Genomic DNA, 22,743 nt, shown 5'->3' with positions numbered 1-22,743 from the left:
AGAACAACGGGTTTGGAGCGAAGCCGGCTTTCCGTGGATGCCGCACCCCCATGCTGGTGCGAACCGGAAAGACTACTACTGACTTCTGTCAACGCCTGCGGGTTTTGACAATATTGCCTCTCTGGGCACCGGATGTGGCGGTTGCGCAAGGGCAGGAGTGTTGCCACATATGGATAACGAGCAAGTTGTAGCCGCCGCCGAAGATGCGGCGTCCACCGAGACCACTGAAGCACCCAAAAAGGTCACCCGCACCCGCCGCAAGGCTGCACCGAAGACGGTTACCGCGGATGAAGCCCCCGACGCCGGAGCTGCCGCCGCTGAGCCGCTCACCGAAACGACGGACACCGAAGCGCCCAAGGCTCCCGTCCGGCGCACCAGGGCTCGAAAGAAGGTCGAAACTTCCGAGCCGCTGCCAGGTTTCGCCGAAGAAGCTTCCACGGAAGGTGGCGAGGCTCCGACGGCTGCCGCCGCCGTCGCGCCTGAACTAGCGGCAGAAGCCGAAGCTGCCCCCGAGAAGCCGGTCCGCCGCCGTCGTACGACGAGGGCGAAGAGCCCCGAACCCGTCGCCGAAGACGCCCCGGTTCAAACACCGGCTGCCGAGGCTGCGGCCGAGGAAACCACGGTGGAGTCGCCGGCTGCGGAGATTGCGCCCGAGGAAACCACTGAGGAACCGGCCGTCGAGGCGGAAGCCGCAAGCCCGATCGCTTCGTTGTTCATGGAACCTGGCTCCGTCACCTCCATGATCTTCCAGGCGCCGGACTTGAGCGCCGTTGCCAGGCCGGCGGTCGTCGAAGAGGAACCGCAGGCTGACGCCGAAGAAGTTTCCGAGGACAACGAACTGGACGAAGCCGGCAGCCGCCGTCGCCGTCGCAGCCGTGGGCGTCGTGGACGCCGGGGCAACGAGCGCGATGAAGCCACGGGAGAAGAAACGTCCGCGGAATCCGAGGACGAGACAGAAGCCGGTACCGAGGAAGTCCTCGAAGAAGGCGTAACCTCCCGCCGTCGTCGGCGCCGTCGTCGTGGCGATCAGGACCTGGAGCTGACGGGTGGCGGAGACGACGATCCCCCCAACACTGTCACCCGTGTCCGTGCCCCCCGCGCACACGTTGAGTCCACCACCAGCTCCGACCGCGTCACGAGCGTCAAGGGCTCCACTCGCCTTGAAGCCAAGAAGCAGCGCCGCCGTGAGTCCCGCGAGACCGGCCGCCGCCGCCAGGTCATCACCGAGGCCGAATTCCTGGCCCGCCGTGAGTCCGTCGACCGCCAGATGATCGTTCGGCAGCGCGACGACAGGATCCAGATCGGTGTCCTGGAAGACGGCGTGCTCGCAGAGCACTTCGTGTCCAAGACACAGCAGGATTCCCTGATCGGCAACGTCTACCTGGGCAAGGTCCAGAACGTGCTGCCGTCGATGGAAGCCGCGTTCGTCGACATTGGACGCGGCCGCAACGCCGTGCTGTACGCCGGTGAAGTCAACTGGGATGCCGTCACCTTGGAAGGCAAGCCGCGCCGGATCGAAAACGCCCTGAAATCAGGCGATTCCGTGTTGGTCCAGGTCACCAAGGACCCCGTGGGTCACAAGGGCGCACGGCTGACGAGCCAGATTTCGCTCCCAGGCCGCTACCTTGTGTACGTACCGGGCGGGTCAATGACCGGTATCTCCCGCAAGCTGCCGGACGTCGAGCGCAACCGCCTGAAGAAGATCCTCAAGGACCGCCTCCCGGAGAACGCGGGCGTCATTGTCCGCACCGCCGCCGAGGGTGCTTCCGAGGAAGAGCTGACGCACGACATCAACCGCCTGCGGGCCCAGTGGGAAGGCATCGAAAGCCAGTCCACGTCCACCAAGATCCTGGCGCCGGAACTGCTGTACGGCGAACCGGACCTGACCATCAAGGTGGTCCGCGACGTCTTCAACGAGGACTTCTCCAAGCTCATCGTCTCCGGCGACGAAGCCTGGGACACCATCGAGGCCTACGTCACCTACGTGGCGCCGGACCTGGTGGGACGCCTCGAAAAGTGGACCTCGGATCAGGACATCTTCTCGGCATGGCGCGTGGACGAACAGATCCACAAGGCATTGGAGCGCAAGGTCTTCCTGCCCTCCGGTGGTTCGCTCGTGATCGACCGCACCGAGGCCATGACGGTTGTCGACGTCAACACGGGGAAGTTCACCGGCAGCGGTGGCAACCTCGAGGAAACCGTCACCAAGAACAACCTTGAGGCTGCCGAGGAAGTGGTCCGTCAGCTGCGCTTGCGCGACATCGGCGGAATCATCGTGATCGACTTCATCGACATGGTCCTGGAATCCAACCGCGATCTCGTGTTGCGCCGCTTGGTCGAGTGCCTCGGCCGGGACCGCACCAAGCACCAGGTCGCCGAAGTGACGTCCCTTGGGTTGGTCCAGATGACGCGCAAGCGCATGGGCACTGGCCTGCTGGAGGTCTTCGGCGAGCAGTGCGAAACGTGCGCCGGTCGCGGAATCGTCACGCACGACGAGCCTGTGGAGCACCGTCGGGCCAACGTGGTGGCCGCTGAACACCACCACCCGCGCACGGAGTCACAGCCGACCGTCCGCCCCGAGCAGCGCAAGCGTCGCCGCGGCAGGGGCACGGGTCAGGGAGCTGCCGAGCTCCCGATCACCCCTCCTGTGCCGGTCCATACCGTGGAATCCACCGATCCGAACCGCCAGGCAGCCACCCGCGCAGCCCTTGCCACCATCGCGGCGGCAGCCCACGCTGCCCACCTGCACGACGACGAGATCCACCACGCGGCGGATTTGCTCGCCGAGGGGCAGGTAGCGGAAGCAGCCCCGGCCCAGGCCCCCGCGGCCCCGGTCCAGGCTCCTGCCGCTGCTTCGAGTGGCGAGGAACGTTCGAAGCCTGTGCTGCGATTCGGCGGCGAGGAAGTTGCGTTGCCCTTCGTCCACCACGAAGAGGAGCCAGCGAGTGGTGCACCTGCCATGAGCCTGGACCTGTTGGCACAGGCATTCGCGGGCCTCGGAGAAGCTCCCGACACTGCGACGACGGCAACTGAGGCCGAGGAAGCGCCCGCAGGGACCCCCGCGGCCGTTGCAAGCGGAGAATCCCCGGAAGCGGGTTCGCGTGGACGCCGAGGCCGTCGCAACCGCAGCGCCAGCCGGGCCCAGGGTGCCGCCAACGCCACCAACGTTGAGCACCACGAGGTTGCCGCGGCCGCCTCCGGTGGGGCCGCGCACGAGGCCAAGGCAACGGACGCTGCTCCAGCCAAGTCGACGGCGGCAGCGGAACCGATCATCCTCGGAGTCGGCGTGCCCAAGTCCGAGCTCTAAACGCAGTACCCTGTCCGAAGCCCCGGCCCTTTCCGCTCATGTGGAAACCGCCGGGGCTTCGTCGTTGCCGGCCGATTCACCGGACGGTCAGCACGGTTGCATAGGGCGATTTCAGCGGGCGAGGTGTGATCCGGGTTAAGCTAGGGGACTGACACGGGGTGCCGCGCACCAAGCCGGCTGAGACCAGACCCGTTGAACCTGTCCGGTTAGCACCGGCGAAGGGATGTCTTGCATGACTGTTTCAGCGCAATCAGCCGTCTACCCGCTCAAGGCCATCCAGCGAGCTATCCCGAGGGTCCTCAGCATTGCCGGCTCGGATCCTTCGGGTGGTGCCGGGATTCAGGCAGACCTCAAAAGCATTGCGGCCAACGGAGGCTATGGCATGGCCGTGATTACGGCGCTCACGGTACAAAACACGCGGGGCGTCACTGCCGTCCATGTGCCTCCCGTGGAATTCCTGCGCCAGCAATTGGATGCCGTTAGCGACGACATCACCGTCGATGCTGTCAAAATCGGCATGCTCGGGGACGCGGCCGTCATCCACGAAGTCCGTCGCTGGCTCGGCGAGGCGCGCCCCGCCGTCGTCGTGCTGGATCCGGTGATGATCGCGACCAGTGGCGACCGGCTCCTGGCGGAGTCCGCTGAAACCGCGCTGCGGGAACTTCTGCCCCTCGCTGACTTGGTGACCCCCAACCTTCCTGAATTGGCCATGCTGCTTGGCGAGCCTGTTGCCATTGACTGGGCATCGGCGTTGGAGCAAGGCAAACGCCTGGCTGCAGCCTGCGGAAACACCGTCCTGGTGAAGGGCGGCCATCTGCAGGGAGAGGGCTGCCCCGACGCCTTGGTCAACACCGAAGGAGTCCTGAGCCAGGACGTGGTGGAATTCGCCGGTCAACGCGTGGAGACCCGCAACAGCCATGGCACGGGATGTTCCCTGTCGTCGGCCATGGCGACGGCCAAGGCACGGCTCGGCGATTGGGAGTCTGCCCTGCGCGTAGTCAAGCCCTGGCTTCGGGGGGCGCTGACCCAGTCTGAGGTGCTGGAAGTGGGGAAGGGCAATGGGCCGATCCACCATTTCCACGCGCTCCAGCAGGACCTTCATCCGGGGGACTTTGCCGTCCGGATGTGGGACGCCGCCCAAACGGAACTTGCGGCCATTTATGGCCTGGACTTCATCCAGCACTTGCAAACCGGCGGCCTCAGCGAAGCGCAGTTCAGCTATTACCTGTCGCAGGATGCCATCTATCTCAACGGCTATTCGAGGGTCCTGGCACGGGCAAGCGCCCTCGCCCCGAGTGAAACCGAACAGCTGTTCTGGGCCCGCGGCTCGCAGATGTGCCTTGAAGTCGAGTCCGAGCTACACCGGAATTGGCTCAGCGGACGCCAGGTAAGCGGAGAACTGGGTCCAGTCACCAAGGCCTACGTGGACCATTTGCTCGCCGCGTCGGCGTCGGGCAGCTATGCCGTCCTGCTGGCTGCCGTGCTTCCCTGCTACTGGTTGTACGCCGAAGTGGGACAGCAGCTCCACCTTGGCTATATACAGGCGGGAGCGTCGGACGAGCACCCTTACGCGGATTGGCTGCGCACCTACGCAGACGAGGCGTTCGCAGAGGCAACCCGCAAGGCGATCGACATCACGGATGCCGCCGCGCAGGCCGCAACACCCACGGAGCGCACGGCGATGATGGAGGCTTTCACCCAATCCTGCCGGTATGAAACGGCGTTCTTCGATGCTCCAAGGTTGCACGGCTGATCCCGGTTCCTGGCGCGGAAGCGCAGGATGAAGCGCCTGTTCAGGCGGACGCTGCAGCGTGTCGGAGTGGGGATCCGAGCTTTTCCCCGCCGGCAGGGTAAGGTGGACGGGCACGGTACCGGGTGGCGCATAGCCAGTCTGTGGCAGCCATCACGTGGCAGCCTCCGGACCTGGCCTCATTTGCAGCCGAAGGCGAAACTAGCGTAATCTAGATCTTCGGTGCTTACGCCAACACTTGGGTTATGCCCCTAGAAACCTTCATTTGGAACTGACCTTTCATTTGGAACTATTCGAGGGATGACTCATGGATTCCGTACCGGAGTCCACGGCGTTGAGGCACAGCGTGAACCAGGCCCGTTTCGGATCGGGGTTCCGCACGCAAATTTAGTAATAAACGTCGAGAGAAGTGAGTGCCCAAGTGGTGTACGCGATTGTCCGCGCAGGCGGCCGCCAAGAAAAGGTTTCCGTTGGAGACTACGTAACCCTGAACCGCGTCCCCGGTGGAGCCGGCAGCACCCTTGAGCTGCCCGCACTGCTCCTGGTGGACGGTGACAAGGTCACCTCCGCTGCTGCGGATCTGGCCAAGGTCAAGGTTACGGCTGAGATCCTCGAAGACCTCCGTGGTCCGAAGATCGTCATCCAGAAGTTCAAGAACAAGACCGGCTACAAGAAGCGCCAGGGTCACCGTCAAGAACTCACCAAGATCAAGATCACCGGTATCAAGTAACCACTGGTTGCTGTTCAGGTTTTCAACAGATTCCCCAGAATTTTAAAGGCAGGCATTTCAAATGGCACATAAAAAAGGCGCGAGCTCCACTCGCAACGGTCGTGACTCCAACGCCCAGTACCTCGGCGTAAAGCGCTTCGGTGGCCAGGTCGTTTCCGCAGGCGAGATCATCGTCCGCCAGCGCGGCACCCACTTCCACCCGGGCGCCGGTGTCGGCCGCGGTGGCGACGACACCCTGTTCGCCCTGCAGGCAGGTGCGGTTGAGTTCGGTACTCGCCGCGGCCGTCGCGTAGTGAACATCGTTGCTGCTGCAGCTGCAGAGTAATAACACGTTCTGAACGGGTGGAGCGGGCCGTATGGCCCGCTCCACCTGTCTTTTTAACCGCACTAGAATTTACTAGTGCGGGCGGCGGCGCATCAGCCCGCAACACGCACTTCAAGCAGTAATTTCCAGTTAGAGGAGAAACACGTGGCGACCTTCGTAGACCGGGTAGTACTTCACGTATCCGGCGGAACAGGCGGCCACGGCTGTGTCTCTGTTAAGCGCGAGAAGTTCAAGCCCCTGGGCGGACCCGACGGCGGTAACGGCGGTAACGGCGGCGACGTCATCCTGCGCGTTGATGCCCAGACCACCACTTTGCTTGATTACCACCATGCACCGCACCGCCACGCAACCAACGGTGGCCCCGGCATGGGTGACTGGCGCGGCGGCAAGAACGGTGAAACCCTCGTGCTTCCCGTACCGGACGGCACCGTGGTGAAGACCAAGGACGGCGTCGTCCTTGCTGACCTTGTAGGTGAAGGCACCGAGTTCATCGCCGCTGCAGGCGGCCTGGGCGGCCTTGGTAACTCTTCGCTGTCTTCGCAGAAGCGCAGGGCTCCCGGTTTCGCCCTCCTCGGCACTGAAGGCGACTCCAGCGACATCGTCCTGGAATTGAAGTCCATCGCGGACATCGCGCTGGTCGGCTTCCCCTCCGCGGGCAAGTCCAGCCTTGTCGCGGCGATGTCAGCTGCACGGCCCAAGATCGCCGACTACCCGTTCACTACCCTGATCCCCAACCTTGGCGTGGTCCAGGCCGGTGAGGTCCGGTTCACCATTGCAGACGTTCCCGGGCTGATCGAAGGGGCGAGCGAGGGCAAGGGCCTGGGCCACAACTTCCTGCGCCACGTGGAGCGTTGCGCCGCGCTGGTGCACGTGCTGGACTGCGGGACCTTGGAAGCGGACCGGGATCCGCTCTCGGATCTTGCGATCATCGAGCAAGAGCTGGACAAGTATGCGGTGGACATGAGCTACGCCGGCGTTGACGGCGAAGTGGTCCCCCTGAACGAACGTCCCAAGCTTGTTGTCCTGAACAAGGTGGACCTGCCTGATGGTCGGGACATGGCCGAGTTCGTCCGTCCCGAACTGGAACAGCGCGGCTACCGCGTCTTCGAAGTCTCCGCCACGAGCCATGAAGGCCTGCGCCAACTGAGCTTCGCCATGGGCGAGATCGTCATGGCCGCACGCAAGGCGGTTGCCACCGCGCCTCCCAAGGTCGCGGCGCCCGTCCTCCGCCCCCGTGCCGTCAATGAGTCCGGCTTCAAGATCCGCCGCGAGGAGAAGAACCTCGAGCCGCTCTTCCGAGTGCTGGGGGAGAAGCCGGTCCGTTGGGTCAAGCAGACCGACTTCACCAACGAAGAAGCCATCGGCTACCTGGCCGATCGCCTGGCCAAGCTCGGCATCGAAAACGAACTGTTCAAGATGGGTGCCGTCCCGGGCGACACCGTGGTGATCGGCGAAGAGGACGGCGTCGTCTTCGACTGGGAGCCCACCATGATGGCGGGCGCCGAACTGCTGGCGACGCCTCGTGGCACGGACATCCGTGTTGCCGACATCGGCGACCGCCCCACCCGTTCGCAGAAGCGGGACGAGCAGCTCGAACGACGCGAAGCCAAGGCTGCAGCACGCGCCGAGCTCGAAGCCGAGCGGAAGGCGGGCATCTGGACTGAGTCCGTCAGCGGACGTCGTCTACCCAAGCCCCTGAAGGAAAGCGGCCTGGAAGCCGAAAATGACGACTAGCACGGCCCGCATCGCTGAAGTCACCGAAGGCGACGACTCCGCCGAACGCCAGGCACTGGCCGGCGCCAAGCGGATCGTCGTCAAAGTGGGTTCGTCTTCGCTGACCAGCATCAAAGGCGGCATCTCGGAGAAAGCGCTGACGGCACTCGTCCACGCCCTGGCTGAGAAGCGCAATTCCGGGACGGAGATCATCCTGGTCTCTTCCGGTGCCATCGCGGCGGGTCTCGCGCCGCTCGGCCTCGCCAAGCGTCCCAAGGACCTCGCCACGCAGCAGGCTGCGGCCAGTGTGGGCCAGGGGCTTTTGATGGCGCGCTATTCGCAGGCTTTTGCCGCTCACGGGGTCACGGTCAGCCAGGTCCTCTTGACGGCGGATGACTTGATGCGGCGCACGCAGCACAGCAACGCATACCGGGCGCTGGACCGTTTGCTGAACCTCGGCGTCGTGCCCGTCGTGAACGAAAACGACACCGTGGCAACGCACGAAATCCGTTTTGGCGACAACGATCGTCTGGCCGCTTTGGTGGCCCACCTTGTCCGGGCGGACGCCTTGGTCCTGTTGTCTGACGTCGACGCCCTCTACGATGGTCCGCCGTCATTGGGTGCCAAGCGCATTCCGCTCGTCACCGGTCCCGCTGACCTCGTCGACGTGACCATCGGTAAGGCCGGTAAAGCCGGCGTCGGAACCGGAGGCATGACCACCAAGGTGGAGGCTGCGTCGATCGCCGCAGGCTCCGGCATCCACGCCCTCGTCACCTCCACTGCCAATGCCGCCGCCGCACTGGCAGGCGAGGACGTGGGCACGTGGTTCGCCATCAACGGCAACCGCAAACCCGTCCGGCTGCTCTGGCTGGCCCACCTCGCTTCGGTCCGGGGCCGTTTGGTGCTCGACGACGGCGCCGTCAAGGCCGTGCGCGACCGCCACACCTCCCTGTTGCCCGCCGGAATATCGTCGGTGCAGGGAGACTTCGAGCCTGGCGATCCAGTGGAGATGGTTTCTGTCGAAGGCACTGTGATTGCCAGGGGATTGGTGAACTACTCCGCGGAGGAGCTTCCCCGCATGCTTGGCCGTTCCACCAAGGAACTCGCCAAGGACCTTGGCCGCGGATATGACCGCGTAGTTGTTCATGTTGACGACCTCGTGCTGGTCCAGCAGGCCCGCTCCACTAAACTTGGAGAATGACTGAGGCCCTTACCCCTGATTCTCCTGTGATGACTGACGCCCTGGCTGCTGGCAATGCCGCCCAGATGCCGGAAACTCCGGAGACGGGAAACGCGCCGCTCACCCCCGAGCAAGTGGAGGCGGCCGTGCATTCGATCGCGGACCGCTCACGGCAGGCCGCGCGGCACATGGCCCAGGCGAACCGTGCCTGGAAGGACCGCGCCCTGCACGCTATTGGCGCAGCCCTCCGGGAAAAGCAGGGGTCCATCCTCGCCGCCAACGCGAAGGATGTTGAGTCCGGCCGCAACAACGGAACCTCCGCTGCCATGCTGGACCGCCTGACCCTGACACCTGCCCGCATCGACGGCCTTGTGGCGGCCCTTGAAAACCTGGCGGGCCTGCCGGATCCCGTGGGAAACGTCGTCCGAGGCCAGACCCTCCCCAACGGACTTCGCTTGCGCCAAGTCAATGTGCCCATGGGAGTCGTCGCAGCGATCTATGAGGCGCGCCCCAACGTCACGGTCGACATCGCAGGACTCGCCTTGAAGAGCGGCAATGCAGTGATCCTGCGCGGCGGATCGGCCGCTGCCCACACCAACGCAGCCCTTGTGACTATCCTCCGCGATGCGCTGGAATCCGTCGGGCTCCCGGCCGACGCCGTCCAGAGCGTCGACCAATTCGGCCGCGAAGGCGCGAACGTCCTGATGCGTGCCCGTGGCCGGGTGGACGTGCTGATTCCCCGCGGTGGACGCGACCTGATTCAGACTGTGGTGAACAACTCATCCGTGCCCGTCATTGAGACCGGCGAGGGAAATGTGCACATCTTCATCGACGAGTCCGCCAGCGAAGAGATGGCCGTCGACATCCTGCTTAACGCCAAGACCCAGCGCCCCAGCGTTTGCAACACTGTCGAAACTCTCCTGGTGCACTCGAAATCCACAGTGCTTCCCGCCGTTGCCACCGCGCTTCGTTCCGCGGGGGTCACATTGCACGTCGACTCAAGGATTCAGGCGGCGCTGTCCGGTTCGGTGGACACGGTCCCCGCCGACGACGTCGATTGGGCCACGGAATACATGGACCTCGACCTCGCAGTTGCCATGGTGGACAACGTCGACGAGGCAGTCGCGCACATCCGCAAATGGTCGACCGGCCACACGGAGGCCATCCTGACGAACAATCTGGCGAACGCGGAGAAGTTCATTGCGGACATCGATTCTGCGGCGGTCATCGTGAACGCGTCCACGCGTTTCACTGATGGGGGCGAGCTCGGCCTTGGTGCCGAGGTAGGAATCTCTACCCAGAAGCTGCACGCACGCGGTCCCATGGGCCTCACGGAGCTGACCACCACGAAGTGGATTGTCCAGGGTGAAGGCCAGGTCCGCGGCTAGCGACGCTGTAACATAGAACAGAAGTCCTGAACGGTGGGAGGATCCGCCGTCGAAATCCTTTGAACCGCTAGGGGAGAAAATGCAGTTTCAGCAGATCGCCATTTCAATTCTCACGCAAGGGGGCGAAAGCGGAGCCGAAGCGCCGGCACCGTTGTGGGCTGAACCTTGGGTTTTCGGTGTCTCAATGTTCTCCATCCTCCTGGTCCTGATGTTCGTGGCGGTCTCCTACACGAACCTTGGCAACCGTCACGACGCCGCCGAAGAGCACTCGGATCCGCACCGCCAGCACCCGGCCAAGCACCCAGGGCTGGGTCACTAACATTTCCGCCGCAAAACCCTTCGAGGAAACGGGGCGCCGAATTCGCTTGGGCGTGATGGGTGGAACCTTCGATCCCATTCACCACGGCCACTTGGTCGCTGCCAGTGAGGTTGCCGCCAAGTTCCGCTTGGACGAGGTGGTCTTCGTGCCCACCGGCGAGCCCTGGCAGAAATCGCACAAGCAGGTCAGTGAAGCCGAGCACCGGTACCTGATGACGGTCATTGCCACGGCTTCCAACCCCAATTTCACGGTGAGCCGCGTGGATGTGGACCGCCCCGGTCCCACGTTCACCATCGATACCCTGCGGGATCTCCGGACCCAGCGGCCGGACGCGGACTTGTTCTTCATCACGGGCGCTGACGCCCTCGCGCAGATCCTGTCTTGGAAAGATGTCGACGAGCTTTGGACCTTGGCGCACTTTGTCGGTGTCACCCGGCCCGGTCATGTTCTTGACGGCATGGGCAGGGAGGACGTCAGTCTGTTGGAAGTGCCTGCCATGGCGATTTCTTCGACGGACTGCCGCGCCCGCGTGGGTGCAGGCAATCCGGTCTGGTACCTCGTGCCTGATGGAGTAGTGCAGTACATCGCCAAATACAAGCTGTACTCGGGCAAACCCGGCATGGGGGAGCCCCTGCATGCTATGACCGGATCAGAACACCAAGCCCGTACCGAGTGAGTTTTGAATGAGCCAGGAACAGCCCCCCATCCCTAGCCGGCGCGAGCTTCGACGAGCCCGGGACGCACGCGTGGAAGAAACCGGCGCACGTCCCGCGGTAGCCGAGGCCTTTACCTCCGACGACGCCAACCAGGCGTCCGGTGGCGCTTCGGTCAATCGGGTGCGCCGGGTGGCCGATGCTCCGCTGGACGCTAAACCCGCCTCGGAACGTTCCTCGCAGGCCCGTGCACGCGACCGCGCCGCACTCCGCGCCATCAAGGAACTCGCGGATAAGGAGCAGCAGCTTTCCCGCGGCGGTCCGCCCACGCGCCGCCAGTTGCGTCTGCAGCAATTGCAGGAAGAAGTTGCCCCGGGCACCTCGGCGATCCCCGTTGTCCCGGCACCCGGATCCGGGCCGAGGACGTCCAGCGTCCCGGTCCAGGCTCCCGGCAGGCAGCAATCCGGCCCTGATCGCCCGGGCGTATCGCCTGGCGGCGGTGTCCGGGTCACGGCAGGCCCGCCTCCCGGCGCCCCCGAAATGACCGTGGAGCAGGCCTTGATGGCCCGCGAGCTTTTGGCCGCCCAAGCGAACAATCAGTCCAATAAGCTTGAGCACATCGCGGCAATGGAATCAGCCGTGCAGAAAGTCCCTGCCGGTGAATCCGGTGTTTCCCAAACCGACGTTGAGCCAGCGGATCCAGAGGCCCTAGCCGAACAGATCGCCCAAGCTGAACGCGAGGCCATCCTCAACAAGAGGGCCATGGCAAAGCAGAAGCTCGCCGAGCAGAACAGCCGTCCTTCAGGTCCGGTCCGTGCTGAACCCTCGGTGGCCAGCAACCTGGCCATGGTGACGCCCTTGGAATTCGTGAAGGTTCCGGGACTCGATCGTCCCGTCATGAAGCCGCCTGGCACCACCTTTGTTCCCCTCGTGACCTCACCTGCGCCGAAACTGAAGCCCGGGCAGTCGGCGTCGGGCAAGCCACGCAGCCTGCGCGGCCGGGCAGGAGTGCTGGCACGCGCGGAAGCCGCTGCGAAAGCGGCAGGTCGACGCCCGGCGTCGGACTCAGCATCGGATGGCGAGGCATTCGCGGAAGCGGCCGAACATCCACCCATTTCGGCAAGTTCGGCTTACGGACTTGAACCGCTCGACGCCGCGACGGCGGGACTTGGGCGCGCCCAGCGCACCCGGCTCCTGGTCCTGGGACTCGTTGGCATCGGAGCCATCGCCCTGATTGCGGGCATCATCATGATCACCAGCGGACTTTCCCGCTGACCATAACGGCTTTTGCCACCAAACAGGCTTCGTCTATTCTCAAAGCCGCATACAAGGAGTCCCGTGACTGCACATGAACAATCCGTCCTCTTGGCCCGCCACGCCGCCCGCGCGGCAGCGGACAAGCTGGCCGAGGACATCATCGCCTTGGACGTCAGCGAACGTCTGGCCCTGACCGACGTCTTCCTGATCGCCTCGGCTCCGACCGAACGCCAGGTCAACGCCATCGTCGACGGCATCGAGGAAGAGCTGCTCAAGCAGGATCTGCGCCCGGTCCGCCGCGAAGGACGTTCCGAAGGCCGCTGGGTCCTGTTGGACTACGCCGACATCGTGGTGCACGTCCAGCACTCCGAAGACAGGGTCTTCTACGCCTTGGAACGCCTGTGGAAAGACTGCCCGGTAGTAGATCTGGAACTCGGTGACGACGCCTCGGCGAAGGCTCCCGCCGTCGAGGAATCCTAGGCTTTAAGGCGCCAACCAACTGAATATGCCCGATTTGGAATTTTCGGAAATGCTGTTCTAAGATATTTGAGTTGCTTCGGAGGAACCCGAAAACTGGAGGAGATTTCCAGCCAGTTCGCGGTTCGTGAAGCAGCGAGGATATGGGGCTGTGGCGCAGCTGGTAGCGCACCTGCATGGCATGCAGGGGGTCAGGGGTTCGAGTCCCCTCAGCTCCACAATAGAGGCCTTGCTTGGAACGATGAACTAGATTCATGGTCCGGGTAGGGCCTCATTTTTTGGAATTGAAAGAGCCACCCGATGGGGTGGCTCTTTCGTTTTCTCGCCATGACAAAGTTCGGTGCGGCCGTCATTCGCCAGCGATCCGCGCCGCTTGTTGGCTGATGAAGTCCACGGTGTGGGAGATCGCCAGCTCACGTTGCGGCAGCTGCGCCCAGCCGTGGTCGGCGCCTTGCACGACGATCAGCTCTGCTTTGTCACCATAGACCTGGAGGTAGCGCTCAGCGTAGGACAATGGAACGAAGTCCGCGGTGCCGTGTATGAGGCGAACCGGTCCCGCATAGGCGGATGCGCGACCGTAGACATCGAACGACTCCGCGTCGTCGCGCAGCGCGGGCCCCATCCGCATGCCGAGGAAGTCGAAATACCCCTTAGACTCCAAGGTTCCTAGTGATCGTCCCTGGAGGAACCCACTCCGGATCTCGTCCGCGAACACGGCTGCCGTCGACCACATCGTCAGTGAGCGAAGCGGCAGTGCGGACTCCGCCGCGACCACGGATGCGATGACCGATCCCAGACTCATGCCGACGAGGTGCAGATTGCCTGCATCCACTGTGTCCAGGTCCGCGATCGCGGCCAGGACGTGGTGCGCCTGACGGACATCCAGAGAGACGGAGGTGTCGAAGAACTCTCCGTCGCTCTCGCCGTGGCCGGCGCGATCGTAGGCGATCACTCCGATGCCATTGGCGACGAGTCGGCGTGCGAGGGTGACGAACATGCATGTTGTTTCTACTCGCGAGTTGCCGAAGCCGTGGAAGAGCGCTGCGGTCGGGCCCCGCTGGTGTGGCGATGGTGAGTAGTGGGTGCCGCGCAGGCGGAGCCCGTCTACGGTGGTCTGAAACGGCCGAATCACGGTCACGATTGCTCCCTCGGAATGGATGGTCGCGCTGTGTTCATGCGTTGACGGATTTGGGGGTGTCGGGTTCGGGTTCCACTTCCGGCGAGACAAGCGCCGACTCAAGGTCGAATTCGTTACGGGCGTTCCGGCGGAAACCGAGCCAGCCGATGAAGAACCCTGTTGCTGCGAGGACTGATACGCCGATGTAGAGTGCGCTCGGGTTAAGCAAGACGAGCGTCGGCGTCACGATGTTCAGACCTGCGGTCGCGAACCGGGAGATGGCGTAGACAGTTCCTTGCGCCGTTGCCCGCAGCATTGTCGGAAACGAATCCTGGGTCCAGACCTTCATGATCGTCTCGAAGCAGAAGGCGCTGAAGAACACAGCCAGGCGTACGCGGGCTGTGGAGGACGGGGCCATCTTGGACACCGTTGCGGTCAGCGCGGACACCGTTCTTGATGCCTTTGAGTCCAGCACCATGGCGAAGGCGTTCAAGTCCCTTCCGGAGCGTTGGCAGGCTGTCCTTTGGCACGTAGATGTCGAAGGACTGAAGCCTTCCGCAGCCGCAGCGTTCATCGGATTGACGCCGAACGGTGTTTCGTCGCTTGCGATCCGGGCACGTGAAGGCCTCCGACAGGCCTATCTGCAAAACCACATCAACTTGTCCGAGGACGACTCTTGTCTTGAGTATTCAAGCCAGCTCGGAAAGTACGCCCGTGACGGCCTGAAACGTACCTCACGCGAAAAGGTCGAGGCTCACTTGGAGGAGTGCCCGAAGTGCACCGCCTTGCTAATGGAACTGAACGACGTCCAGGCGGGCATGAGGGCGGCTGTCTTCCCGTTGGTGGCCGGGGTTGTCTTCACACCGGCCGTGGCCACCGGTTACCTCCCCGGAGGGAGCGGGTCGAGCGCCGCCGGGCTGCGGTCGACCGGCGGTTTCCGGAGGATCGCGGTCGCCGTCTTGATCGTGTGCGGTCTCGCGATTGCGGGCGTCCTCATGTGGCTCGGACAGACGGGCCCGGCGCCCATCGCTGAGCCCGACGCCGCGAGCAATGCGCCACGGGTCCCACAATCCGTGCCGGAAGTTACTCCGACCGCCTCGGCGACGCCCTCACCAAACGCGGTGCCGACGTCGGACCCGGCCGCCGAGCCGGGGCCGGACCCCGCTGCACCCTCCCTGACGACCCCGGGACCTGTCGTGCCGCCGCCAGTGTCAGTACCGGGCAGCGCCCCCGCGGCGGTCCCCGTGCCGCGGGAAACGGCCCCGGCAGTTGGCCCTGGACCTGTCGTCAAAACCACGGCTCCGCAGGCTCCCACCACGACTCACGTTCCCCAACCTTCCAATGCCCCGGCTCCGCCATCGCAGACGGTCACGGCTTCCTTCAGCATTCAGCCAGGGACAGCCATGCCCGAACGGCAGATCGACGTGGGCTTCTCGTTGCAGGGTGACGGGACGCCGACTACGGGTGAAGCGATCTTCAGCCTTTCACCCGAAGCGTCATTTCACCCGAAGCGTCATTCATCGCCGGGAAACTCATGGCGCCGGCGGGGTGGACGTGCCCGGACCAATCGGCCGGCTACATCCGCTGCACGACGTCTTCCATGGACCCCCGCAGCCTTGAGTTCGGTCTAGGCACCATGATGTCCAGCCAAGCCCAGGACGCAACGCTGAGCTATCAATTCAGTGGACAGCGCATCGCCACCACCACGTTCACCAACGTCTTCCACTAGACACATCGGAGGCGTTCTGGACCGGATCGTCATGACAGACCGCGGAGAAGTCGGACGCTACACCATCAGGCGCTCACAGCTTCCAGCTCGTTCTACATGAATCATTCTCATCTATTCCCCCAGGTATCTTCCCAATGAGATACCTGGGCGTCATCTCCGGGAGGTAGTTTCTGACCACCTGCCACTTGAGGACTTAGCGAGGAAGCGCCTCATCAAAATCGTTGCCGGAGATGTCTACGGGAAGCGAGTGGTCTTCGTTTCGTGGACAGACAGCCATCGGCGCCCATTTCGTGATGACGCTCTTTTTGCGAGCGCCGGTTTCGAGATTGATGATGTCGTAGCCGTCAGCGGGTACCTGCTGGAAGCGGAGTTTCTGGTTCTTGCACTTTGGACAGCTCATCGCAAGGCGAAGCGAGTACGGGTACGTGCGTCCATTCCCCTCCCTGATGCCTGCCCATGCACGGAAGATCCATCGCTTTGGTAGCCGAAGCACGTTGCGGCGCAGGAAGCGGAAGCACGACCACCCCATGAGCCCGATGGCGATCGTAAATATTGACCCCAGGAGCCACCAGTACGCCTGCGGAGGTCCGCCCATGACGTCGAAGCTGGTGCTGGCCTTGAAGGTGTCAATGAGCTGTTTGACCGAGAGACCTCCAGTCACGAAACCGGCGATGGTGATCAGGCCGGAGACGGTGCCGATGAACGAAGCGGGCATTGGGATCTTGATCTTCTTGGGGATTTCGAAGGTGTGCTGTGGCTCTTCGGAGGTCGGGATCGAGGTGACGATGATGCCATGATTGTCGCCGGTGAGGCTGACGCCGCCGGACGCGGCGCTCGGGGCGTTGACGTCACCGTCCGCCTGGATCTGTTGGTTGTCGTTGCTGTTGTCGCCGATGCGCTGAAACTGCTTCATGTAGGCTCCTTGATTTGTCTTGGGATGATCTGCCGACGCGGATCTATCAGTGGGCGGTCAGATCCAGGTTCCGGCCTATGGCAACTCCGCCGCAGATGCAGGCGTCGATGAATGAAACGAGCGCGAGTTCCGCTCCAGCATCGAGGAGATCTTTCGACGTTCCGACGCCGTATGTCACTCCGATCGCGTGCGTGCCGGCCGCTTTCGCAGCGCCCATGTCGTGGGCTGTGTCACCGACGTAGAACGCGGTTGCACTGTCTGTCCCGCCGAGGCGTTCGAGGGCGAACAGGATACCGTCCGCGGAAGGTTTCGGTTGGGCGATGTCGTCGGCGCCGACGACGAGATCGAAGTGCTCGAGCAGGCCGGCCGCGTCGAGGATGGCTTCGGCGCTTCGTCTGATCTTGCTCGTGACCACGCCAATGGCGACGTCCGACTCGCGCAGGGCCCGGAGGCTCTCTAGCACTCCGTCGCAGACCAGAGAGGGGGCCTGCGCGATGATCACGGTCTGGAACCGCTCCATGTATGCCTCGCGTATGCGCTCAGCAGCGTCCGGATTGTCGACGGCCTGAGCCAGCGTTTCCGTAATGACCTGCAGCGGCAGGCCGACGAGTGCCAGAGCTTCGCCGTGCGGCACGGTCTTTCCCGTGACCGCTTGAACGGAGTCCGCCATCGCCGAGGCGATGGCGCGAGGCGTGTGAAGCAGCGTCCCGTCGAGATCGAACAGCGCTACGGCAACCATGACGTCTCCTCTTCCGCGCGTGGATCCCACGCGTCCTGACTGTGTGCGGGGGACTGCATGTTTGCCCCGGGCATCATGATTGGCCTTCCACGGCGATTACCGCGGCTGCGCGGGCTGTGCTGACAAGCACTGCCTGGTTTGCCTCTGCGCTCTTGCCGCCAGTGAGCCGGTCGACGGCCCGCATGAGGTAGCGAGTGACTGATTTCCCCGTGATGCCAGCAGTTTCGGCATCAGATAGAGCCTCCAGGACCGCCTTCTCCGCGAGATCGATGTCGAGTGCGTCCTCAATCGTTGGCGGGACGGTGACGACAACGCCTGTGGGGCTGCCTGCGGCCCAATGCGACCGCGCCATGGCGGCAAGCAGATGCGGTTCGTCGACCCTGAGCGGGCTGCGATGACCGCTCGTGCGGCAGTAGAACGCGGGAAAGTCATCTGAGCGGAATGAGATGACCGGGACGCATTGCGTTTCGAGGTATTCCAAGGTCAGGCCCACGTCGAGGATGTTCTTGACGCCCGCGCAGACGGCGATCACGCGGGATCTCGTGAGCTGGATCAGGTCCGAGGAGATGTCCATCGTTCTCGTCGCTCCGCGGTGGACTCCGCCCAGCCCGGCCGAGGCGAAGTGGCGGATGCCCGCGAGCTCGGCGAACACGAGCGACGAGGCTACTGTTGTCGCACCGTTGCCGCCCCTGGCAAGGACATACCCGATGTCACGGCTGGATACTTTCGGCACGTTCCTCTCGATAGCCAGGCGTTCGATTGTTGCCTCGTCCACACCGACGACGACCGCGCCGTCGACAATTGCTATCGTCGCGGGAACCGCCCCGCCCTCCCGGACGGCCCGTTCAACGGCCTTGGCCGCGTGCACGTTCGCCGGGTAGTCAAGTCCGTGGGCGATGACGTTTGATTCGAGCGCGACGACGGGCGTCCCGTCCGTGATGGCCTGCGCGACCTCCTCGGTTACTCGCATGGGCAGATAAGTCATGGCTCCTCGTTCCGGGTGATTTTAGCGGTCGTCGGGTAGCGCGGCAGGCGCACGAAGGGACCTTCAGCGTTTGCGCGTTCGGGCACTGTGTCCCACTTTGCGGGTGTCACGGGGTCCACGGAGACGGTGACCGCGTCGGAATCTGTGCCGAGGCAAGCGACGACGACGGACGCGATGGCATTGGGTAGCCGCTCGAGCCCCTCTAGGGGAAGCTGCCGCGCGAAGTAGTGGACGGTGACGTGGGGCATCATGAACTCCCTGCGCCGGCTTCGGGCGGAACATCCTCGGGATCCAGGAGCCGGTACGCGTCGATGAGCAGGACGAGCTCGTCGACGTCCTCCCGCAGGATCGAATAATGGTCGGCCTCCGCGGAGACGTAAGTGACGTTGCGGGGAGCACGATCGGCGACGCTGTCGATGAAGGAGTAGTCGTCCCCGGCCGCCCTGACGATACGGATGGAAACAGCGAGGTCTCGCGTGGCGAGTTCTTCGATGGTGTACTCGAACGAGAACGTAGTTTCCACGACCCGGACGATTCGGCTGATGGTGTCCGCGTCGAGTCCGCCCGTAACCTCGTCGATGTATGTGATGAAGGAATCGAGGCCGACTACTTCTCGCACGAGGCGTTCGGCCGCGGGACCGCCGGCCGTGCCGGTGAAGACGGAGCCCAGGATGGTCAGGTAGCGGTGGTTCGTCCAGGACACGTCCTTCCCGGCCCCGGCTGTTACGAGTGAATCCGGGTGTGGTTCGATCGCTGGATTGCCGGGGCATACGAGCAGGAGCGCATCGACGGTCTCACCCGCTTGTTCGAGCTGCCATGCCGCTTCGAAGGCCACGCGTGCCCCGAAGGAGTATCCGGCGAGCGTGTATGGTCCTTTGGGCTGAACCCTCCGGATCTCGTCGATGTCCGTCGCCGCCATCTCGGCGATGCAGGAGATTGGCGTCTCGCCTTCATTGATGCCGAGTGCCTGAATGCCGTATACGCTGCGCTCGCCCAGTTTGGAGGCAAGCTTGCGCAAGCCCGCGGGCGAGCCGCCGAGCCCGGGCCAGGCGAAGACGGGCGGTCTTGTGCTTGCACGTGGGGAATGAAGTCCGACGAGCCGCGTCTGTGGGCTTCGGCTGGCATCGAGTTCGTCGATGCGCTGGGCGAGAGCATCGAGGCGTGGACTGCTGAACACCTCCTGAACGGGAAGCGATCGGCCGAGGTCATTGCGCACGCGGCGGATGAGCCGCATTGCTTTCAGGGACGTACCGCCGACTGCGAAGAAGTCGTCGGCAGCGGAGACGTGTTCATATCCGAGGAGTTCGGACCATAGCGAGGCCAGCCAGCGCTGGGTCGAAGTCTGGGGGACCGCGAAGGGGTTGCTGCTTGAGGAGGTGTCTGCGGCCACGATCTGCGCGACATCGGCTCTGCTGATCTTGCCGTTAGGTGCGAGGGGCAGTCGGTCGAGGAGGAGGATCTTCGTCGGCAGCATGTACGACGGCAGCGTCCGTGCGAGGTCCTGCCTGATGAGCTCGGCCGGTCCCTCCATGTGCACTGCATCCTCCTCCATTCCTTCGCTTACGATCTGGGCGGCCGAGATGCGCCCTCCGACCGCGAAGTAGGAGGCCTCCATCGAGATGTTCCACTCGCTCAGGAGGTGTTCGAGGCGCTGCGCCGATGGGAGCGGATGGCCGGTCTTGGAGCTGTAGCCGGAGGACATGAGGCCGAATCCGTGGGGGTTCGCCTGCAGAAGGTGCAACGCTCGCCCGAGTGCGATGTACGACAGTTCTCCGGCGTTCTCTGCAACGAGGGCGATCCCGAAGGATGCCTGTCTGTGCACTTCTTGGTTAATGGCGATCACATGCCTGGGCTCGATGACCTCGGTTGTGACTGGCTGGAAGTCCTGCCCCGTCCACTCGTAGATCCCGGGTCGCAGTCCGGAGACACGGTCGTCGTGGACTTGCACGAATGTCCGCACGACCTCAGGGAATTCTCCTTCCCCGTGTCGGAGTACGCGCATGCCTCCGAGATAGAGGTCCCCATCCTGTGATGTGGTCAGGAGAGTCTTCCACCAGTCGGCGTCTGTGTCAGGCACTGGCACCGCCTCCAGCCCGTGCCCCGTGAGGACTAGGCTGAGCAGTCCGGTCATGTGGCCAGCCTCGAATTCGAGGACCTCTCGGACGTTCTGCGTATAGACGGCCTGGATCACGGGAGGCAAGCCGCGGAAGTGGAACTCGACGCCCGGGCCAGTTGCGGTGGGTGGGAGATCCGCGATTCTCGCAAGGCGATGCGAAGTCGGGTCGTAGTAGTAGACGCCGTCTGCCAAACCAGGCAAGGCACAGATGGCGACGTGGAGCTGCACGCCATAGAGCGCGCCGGGCGACGCGTAGGCGTACTTCGGCAGCAGACGCTCCCCGCTGTGGAACTGCCCGAACCACCTGAGGATCTCGCCGAGTGCCTGGATCTCGAGTTGCGTGGCACTGGGGGCGGGGGCGGCACTGTGGGAAAGGAAGGCGGTGAGCTCTGTGCGGGAAGTGGGGCCGTCTTGGAAGCGCCGGTAGGTCTTCCGGGCGAAAGCGGTGCGGCGGATGTCCGGGAGGTTCGGCGGTTGCGGCAGCGTCAGGATGTCCTCGGGGCTGAATGCTTGGAGGTCGCGGATGCCGCTGTTCGCGAGCTGTGCCCGTACTTGCACCCGCGATGTTTTCGACCGGTGGTGGGCCCCGGCTGCTTCCTGGTCCATCAGCGCGGCTTCGAGCGGGTCGAGCTCGGCGCAGACCACGAGATGATCGCGTCCGGTCTGTCCGACAGGGACCAAGGTGGCGGAGGCGCGTCGTACCCAGGCATGCTCTTCGACGCGGTTGCTGATCTCCTCTAGTTCGATGCGGTGCCCGTTGTGCTTGACCTGGTCGTCTTCGCGGCCGTGGAAGTGGAGGGCGCCGTCGTGGCCACGGTGGACGATATCACCCGTTCGGTAGAAGCGGGTTCCCTCTTCGTCCGTGATAAAACGGGACGCTGTCTTCTCTCCGTCGTTGACGTAGCCGCGTGCGACTTGAGGGCCGCCGAGAAGGAGCTCGCCAGGTGTGCCGTCGGGGACGTCCGCAAGTGAGGCATCGACGATTCGGACCAGCACCCCGTCGATCGGATAGCCGATCGACACGACAGGCGGTTCCTCTGTGAGGTCCCTGTCCGTCACGGTATGCGAGGTGGCGTTGATGGTGCATTCGGTCGGTCCGTAGAGGTTGATGAGCGCTGCTGAGGGGAGAGCCTCTTTCAAGCGGCCGGCCAACGATGCGCTCAACGCTTCACCACCGGAGAAGATGCGTTCGAGGCTCGTGGCTTCGGTGAACCGTGCCTCGTCCAGGAGGGCTGCCCAGAGCGTGGGAACGCACTGCAGGGCTGTGACGCGCTCATCGGCGACGGTCCGCAGGATTTCATCGGGCTGGCGGTGGACCCCATGGCTTGTGAGGACCACCCGTGCGCCCGCCGCGCATGCCAGGAGCTCCCACTGCGCAGCGTCGAAGCTGATGGGCGTCTTCTGCAGGACTGTCGTTGTCTGGTCGAGGTGACCGGCGCCGTTCATCCATGAGAGCTGATGGGCGATCGCTGCGTGCGTGACCGCTACCCCCTTCGGCCGCCCTGTGCTGCCGGAGGTGAAGATGACGTAGGCGAGGTCATCCGCTCCGACCGGGCAGTCGGCCGCAGGTGCGGGGAGTGCGTCGAGGTCTTCGAGCACGTGAACGATCGCGTGCGCGGGGGCGAGCGCCCGTGCACGCTCTGCATGCGCTGGCGGGGCGATAACGATGTGCAGGCCCGCGTCTTTGATCATGTAGGCGAGCCGCTCGTCCGGATACTCCGGCTCCAATGGCACGTACGCGGCTCCCCCGAACAGCACTCCCCAGGTCGCGACGGCGAGTTCGGGCGATGGTTCCATGAACAGCCCGATGAGTCTTTCGGGTGGGGTCTGTCCCTGGGTGAGTTCGTCGAGGTGCGCGGCCAGCCGACGTGCTCGATCGACGAGCGTCGCGAAGGTGAGTTCCTTTCTCTCACCGTTCAGCGTGCTGGTGATCGCGGCGCGGTCAGGTCCTTCCGCGGCGTGCATCTCGAGCGCCTCGAGGATGGTGCGGGGTCGTGGAATCTGGTCGTCGGTGAGCATGTTCGTCCCCCATTGGTGCTGTTGTG

The 22,743-nt window shown here is 64.0% G+C and carries 19 protein-coding genes, 1 tRNA gene and 1 riboswitch; of the genes, 13 read left to right on the top strand and 7 right to left on the bottom strand.

Annotated elements, in window-relative coordinates; all coding sequences use genetic code 11:
* Positions 1-169 precede the first annotated feature (169 nt).
* From AC4CS3_RS14995 to AC4CS3_RS14940, 12 genes are all read left to right on the top strand, one after another.
* Entirely contained in the window at positions 170-3,307 is a 3,138-nt protein-coding gene (locus AC4CS3_RS14995) for an Rne/Rng family ribonuclease (protein ID WP_490784131.1), read from the top strand.
* Between the two features lie 144 nt (positions 3,308-3,451).
* Positions 3,452-3,548: riboswitch (TPP riboswitch) on the top strand.
* On the top strand, positions 3,540-5,060 hold the full coding sequence (gene thiD / locus AC4CS3_RS14990) for a bifunctional hydroxymethylpyrimidine kinase/phosphomethylpyrimidine kinase (RefSeq protein ID WP_490784130.1): 1,521 nt from the start codon (positions 3,540-3,542) through the stop codon (positions 5,058-5,060). Its footprint overlaps the riboswitch before it by 9 nt.
* A 418-nt stretch (positions 5,061-5,478) precedes the next feature.
* Positions 5,479-5,787 carry a 50S ribosomal protein L21 gene (rplU, locus tag AC4CS3_RS14985; protein ID WP_028267456.1) on the top strand — a complete coding sequence of 103 codons (309 nt, stop codon included), beginning with the start codon at positions 5,479-5,481 and terminating at the stop codon, positions 5,785-5,787.
* Positions 5,788-5,848: 61 nt separating this feature from the next.
* The gene (gene rpmA / locus AC4CS3_RS14980; RefSeq protein ID WP_003803426.1) at positions 5,849-6,112 is read left to right on the top strand and encodes a 50S ribosomal protein L27; all 264 of its coding nucleotides are present in this window, start codon (positions 5,849-5,851) and stop codon (positions 6,110-6,112) included.
* Between the two features lie 144 nt (positions 6,113-6,256).
* The gene (gene obgE, locus AC4CS3_RS14975) at positions 6,257-7,846 is read left to right on the top strand and encodes a GTPase ObgE (protein ID WP_441413493.1); all 1,590 of its coding nucleotides are present in this window, start codon (positions 6,257-6,259) and stop codon (positions 7,844-7,846) included.
* On the top strand, positions 7,836-9,026 hold the full coding sequence (gene proB / locus AC4CS3_RS14970) for a glutamate 5-kinase (protein ID WP_437770535.1): 1,191 nt from the start codon (positions 7,836-7,838) through the stop codon (positions 9,024-9,026). Before obgE ends, proB begins: the two co-directional genes overlap by 11 nt.
* A complete protein-coding gene (locus AC4CS3_RS14965) occupies positions 9,023-10,393 on the top strand; it encodes a glutamate-5-semialdehyde dehydrogenase (protein ID WP_490784129.1) in 1,371 nt (456 codons plus the stop codon). Before proB ends, AC4CS3_RS14965 begins: the two co-directional genes overlap by 4 nt.
* A 79-nt stretch (positions 10,394-10,472) precedes the next feature.
* Positions 10,473-10,712: a hypothetical protein gene (locus AC4CS3_RS14960; RefSeq protein WP_490784128.1), complete on the top strand. Its 240-nt coding sequence runs from the start codon at positions 10,473-10,475 to the stop codon at positions 10,710-10,712.
* A 55-nt stretch (positions 10,713-10,767) separates the two neighbouring features.
* On the top strand, positions 10,768-11,388 hold the full coding sequence (nadD, locus tag AC4CS3_RS14955; RefSeq protein WP_236811369.1) for a nicotinate-nucleotide adenylyltransferase: 621 nt from the start codon (positions 10,768-10,770) through the stop codon (positions 11,386-11,388).
* A gap of 7 nt (positions 11,389-11,395) precedes the next feature.
* Positions 11,396-12,640 (top strand): hypothetical protein, encoded by a 1,245-nt coding sequence (locus AC4CS3_RS14950; protein ID WP_490784127.1) that lies wholly within the window; start codon positions 11,396-11,398, stop codon positions 12,638-12,640.
* 63 nt (positions 12,641-12,703) lie between these two features.
* Positions 12,704-13,102 (top strand): ribosome silencing factor, encoded by a 399-nt coding sequence (gene rsfS, locus AC4CS3_RS14945; protein WP_059389355.1) that lies wholly within the window; start codon positions 12,704-12,706, stop codon positions 13,100-13,102.
* A gap of 142 nt (positions 13,103-13,244) precedes the next feature.
* A tRNA-Ala gene (locus AC4CS3_RS14940) sits at positions 13,245-13,317 on the top strand.
* 131 nt (positions 13,318-13,448) lie between these two features.
* Here AC4CS3_RS14940 and AC4CS3_RS14935 read toward each other — a convergent pair.
* Both AC4CS3_RS14935 and AC4CS3_RS14930 read right to left on the bottom strand, forming a co-directional pair.
* Positions 13,449-14,237 carry an alpha/beta hydrolase gene (locus AC4CS3_RS14935; RefSeq protein WP_490784126.1) on the bottom strand — a complete coding sequence of 263 codons (789 nt, stop codon included), beginning with the start codon at positions 14,235-14,237 and terminating at the stop codon, positions 13,449-13,451.
* Between the two features lie 34 nt (positions 14,238-14,271).
* Positions 14,272-14,664 (bottom strand): hypothetical protein, encoded by a 393-nt coding sequence (locus AC4CS3_RS14930; RefSeq protein WP_490784125.1) that lies wholly within the window; start codon positions 14,662-14,664, stop codon positions 14,272-14,274.
* Here AC4CS3_RS14930 and AC4CS3_RS14925 point away from each other — a divergent pair.
* Positions 14,636-15,847: a zf-HC2 domain-containing protein gene (locus tag AC4CS3_RS14925; protein ID WP_490784124.1), complete on the top strand. Its 1,212-nt coding sequence runs from the start codon at positions 14,636-14,638 to the stop codon at positions 15,845-15,847. The two genes, AC4CS3_RS14930 and AC4CS3_RS14925, sit on opposite strands and share 29 nt — an antisense overlap.
* A gap of 291 nt (positions 15,848-16,138) precedes the next feature.
* Here the strand turns inward: AC4CS3_RS14925 and AC4CS3_RS14920 are convergent, their stop codons facing one another.
* The 5 genes from AC4CS3_RS14920 to AC4CS3_RS14900 form a co-directional block, all read right to left on the bottom strand.
* Positions 16,139-16,858: a hypothetical protein gene (locus AC4CS3_RS14920; RefSeq protein ID WP_490784123.1), complete on the bottom strand. Its 720-nt coding sequence runs from the start codon at positions 16,856-16,858 to the stop codon at positions 16,139-16,141.
* A gap of 46 nt (positions 16,859-16,904) precedes the next feature.
* Entirely contained in the window at positions 16,905-17,597 is a 693-nt protein-coding gene (locus AC4CS3_RS14915; RefSeq protein WP_490784122.1) for an HAD family hydrolase, read from the bottom strand.
* 73 nt (positions 17,598-17,670) lie between these two features.
* Entirely contained in the window at positions 17,671-18,582 is a 912-nt protein-coding gene (locus AC4CS3_RS14910) for a pseudouridine-5'-phosphate glycosidase (protein WP_490784121.1), read from the bottom strand.
* The gene (locus tag AC4CS3_RS14905; RefSeq protein ID WP_490784120.1) at positions 18,579-18,830 is read right to left on the bottom strand and encodes a tautomerase family protein; all 252 of its coding nucleotides are present in this window, start codon (positions 18,828-18,830) and stop codon (positions 18,579-18,581) included. The genes AC4CS3_RS14910 and AC4CS3_RS14905 overlap by 4 nt, the downstream gene beginning before the upstream one ends.
* Positions 18,830-22,717 carry a non-ribosomal peptide synthetase family protein gene (locus AC4CS3_RS14900; RefSeq protein ID WP_490784119.1) on the bottom strand — a complete coding sequence of 1,296 codons (3,888 nt, stop codon included), beginning with the start codon at positions 22,715-22,717 and terminating at the stop codon, positions 18,830-18,832. Before AC4CS3_RS14900 ends, AC4CS3_RS14905 begins: the two co-directional genes overlap by 1 nt.
* Positions 22,718-22,743 lie beyond the last annotated feature (26 nt).

Source organism: Arthrobacter sp. SE2 (assembly GCF_058244265.1).
Note: the sequence above shows the minus strand (reverse complement) of the source record. Positions and strands in the feature narration are given on the sequence as shown.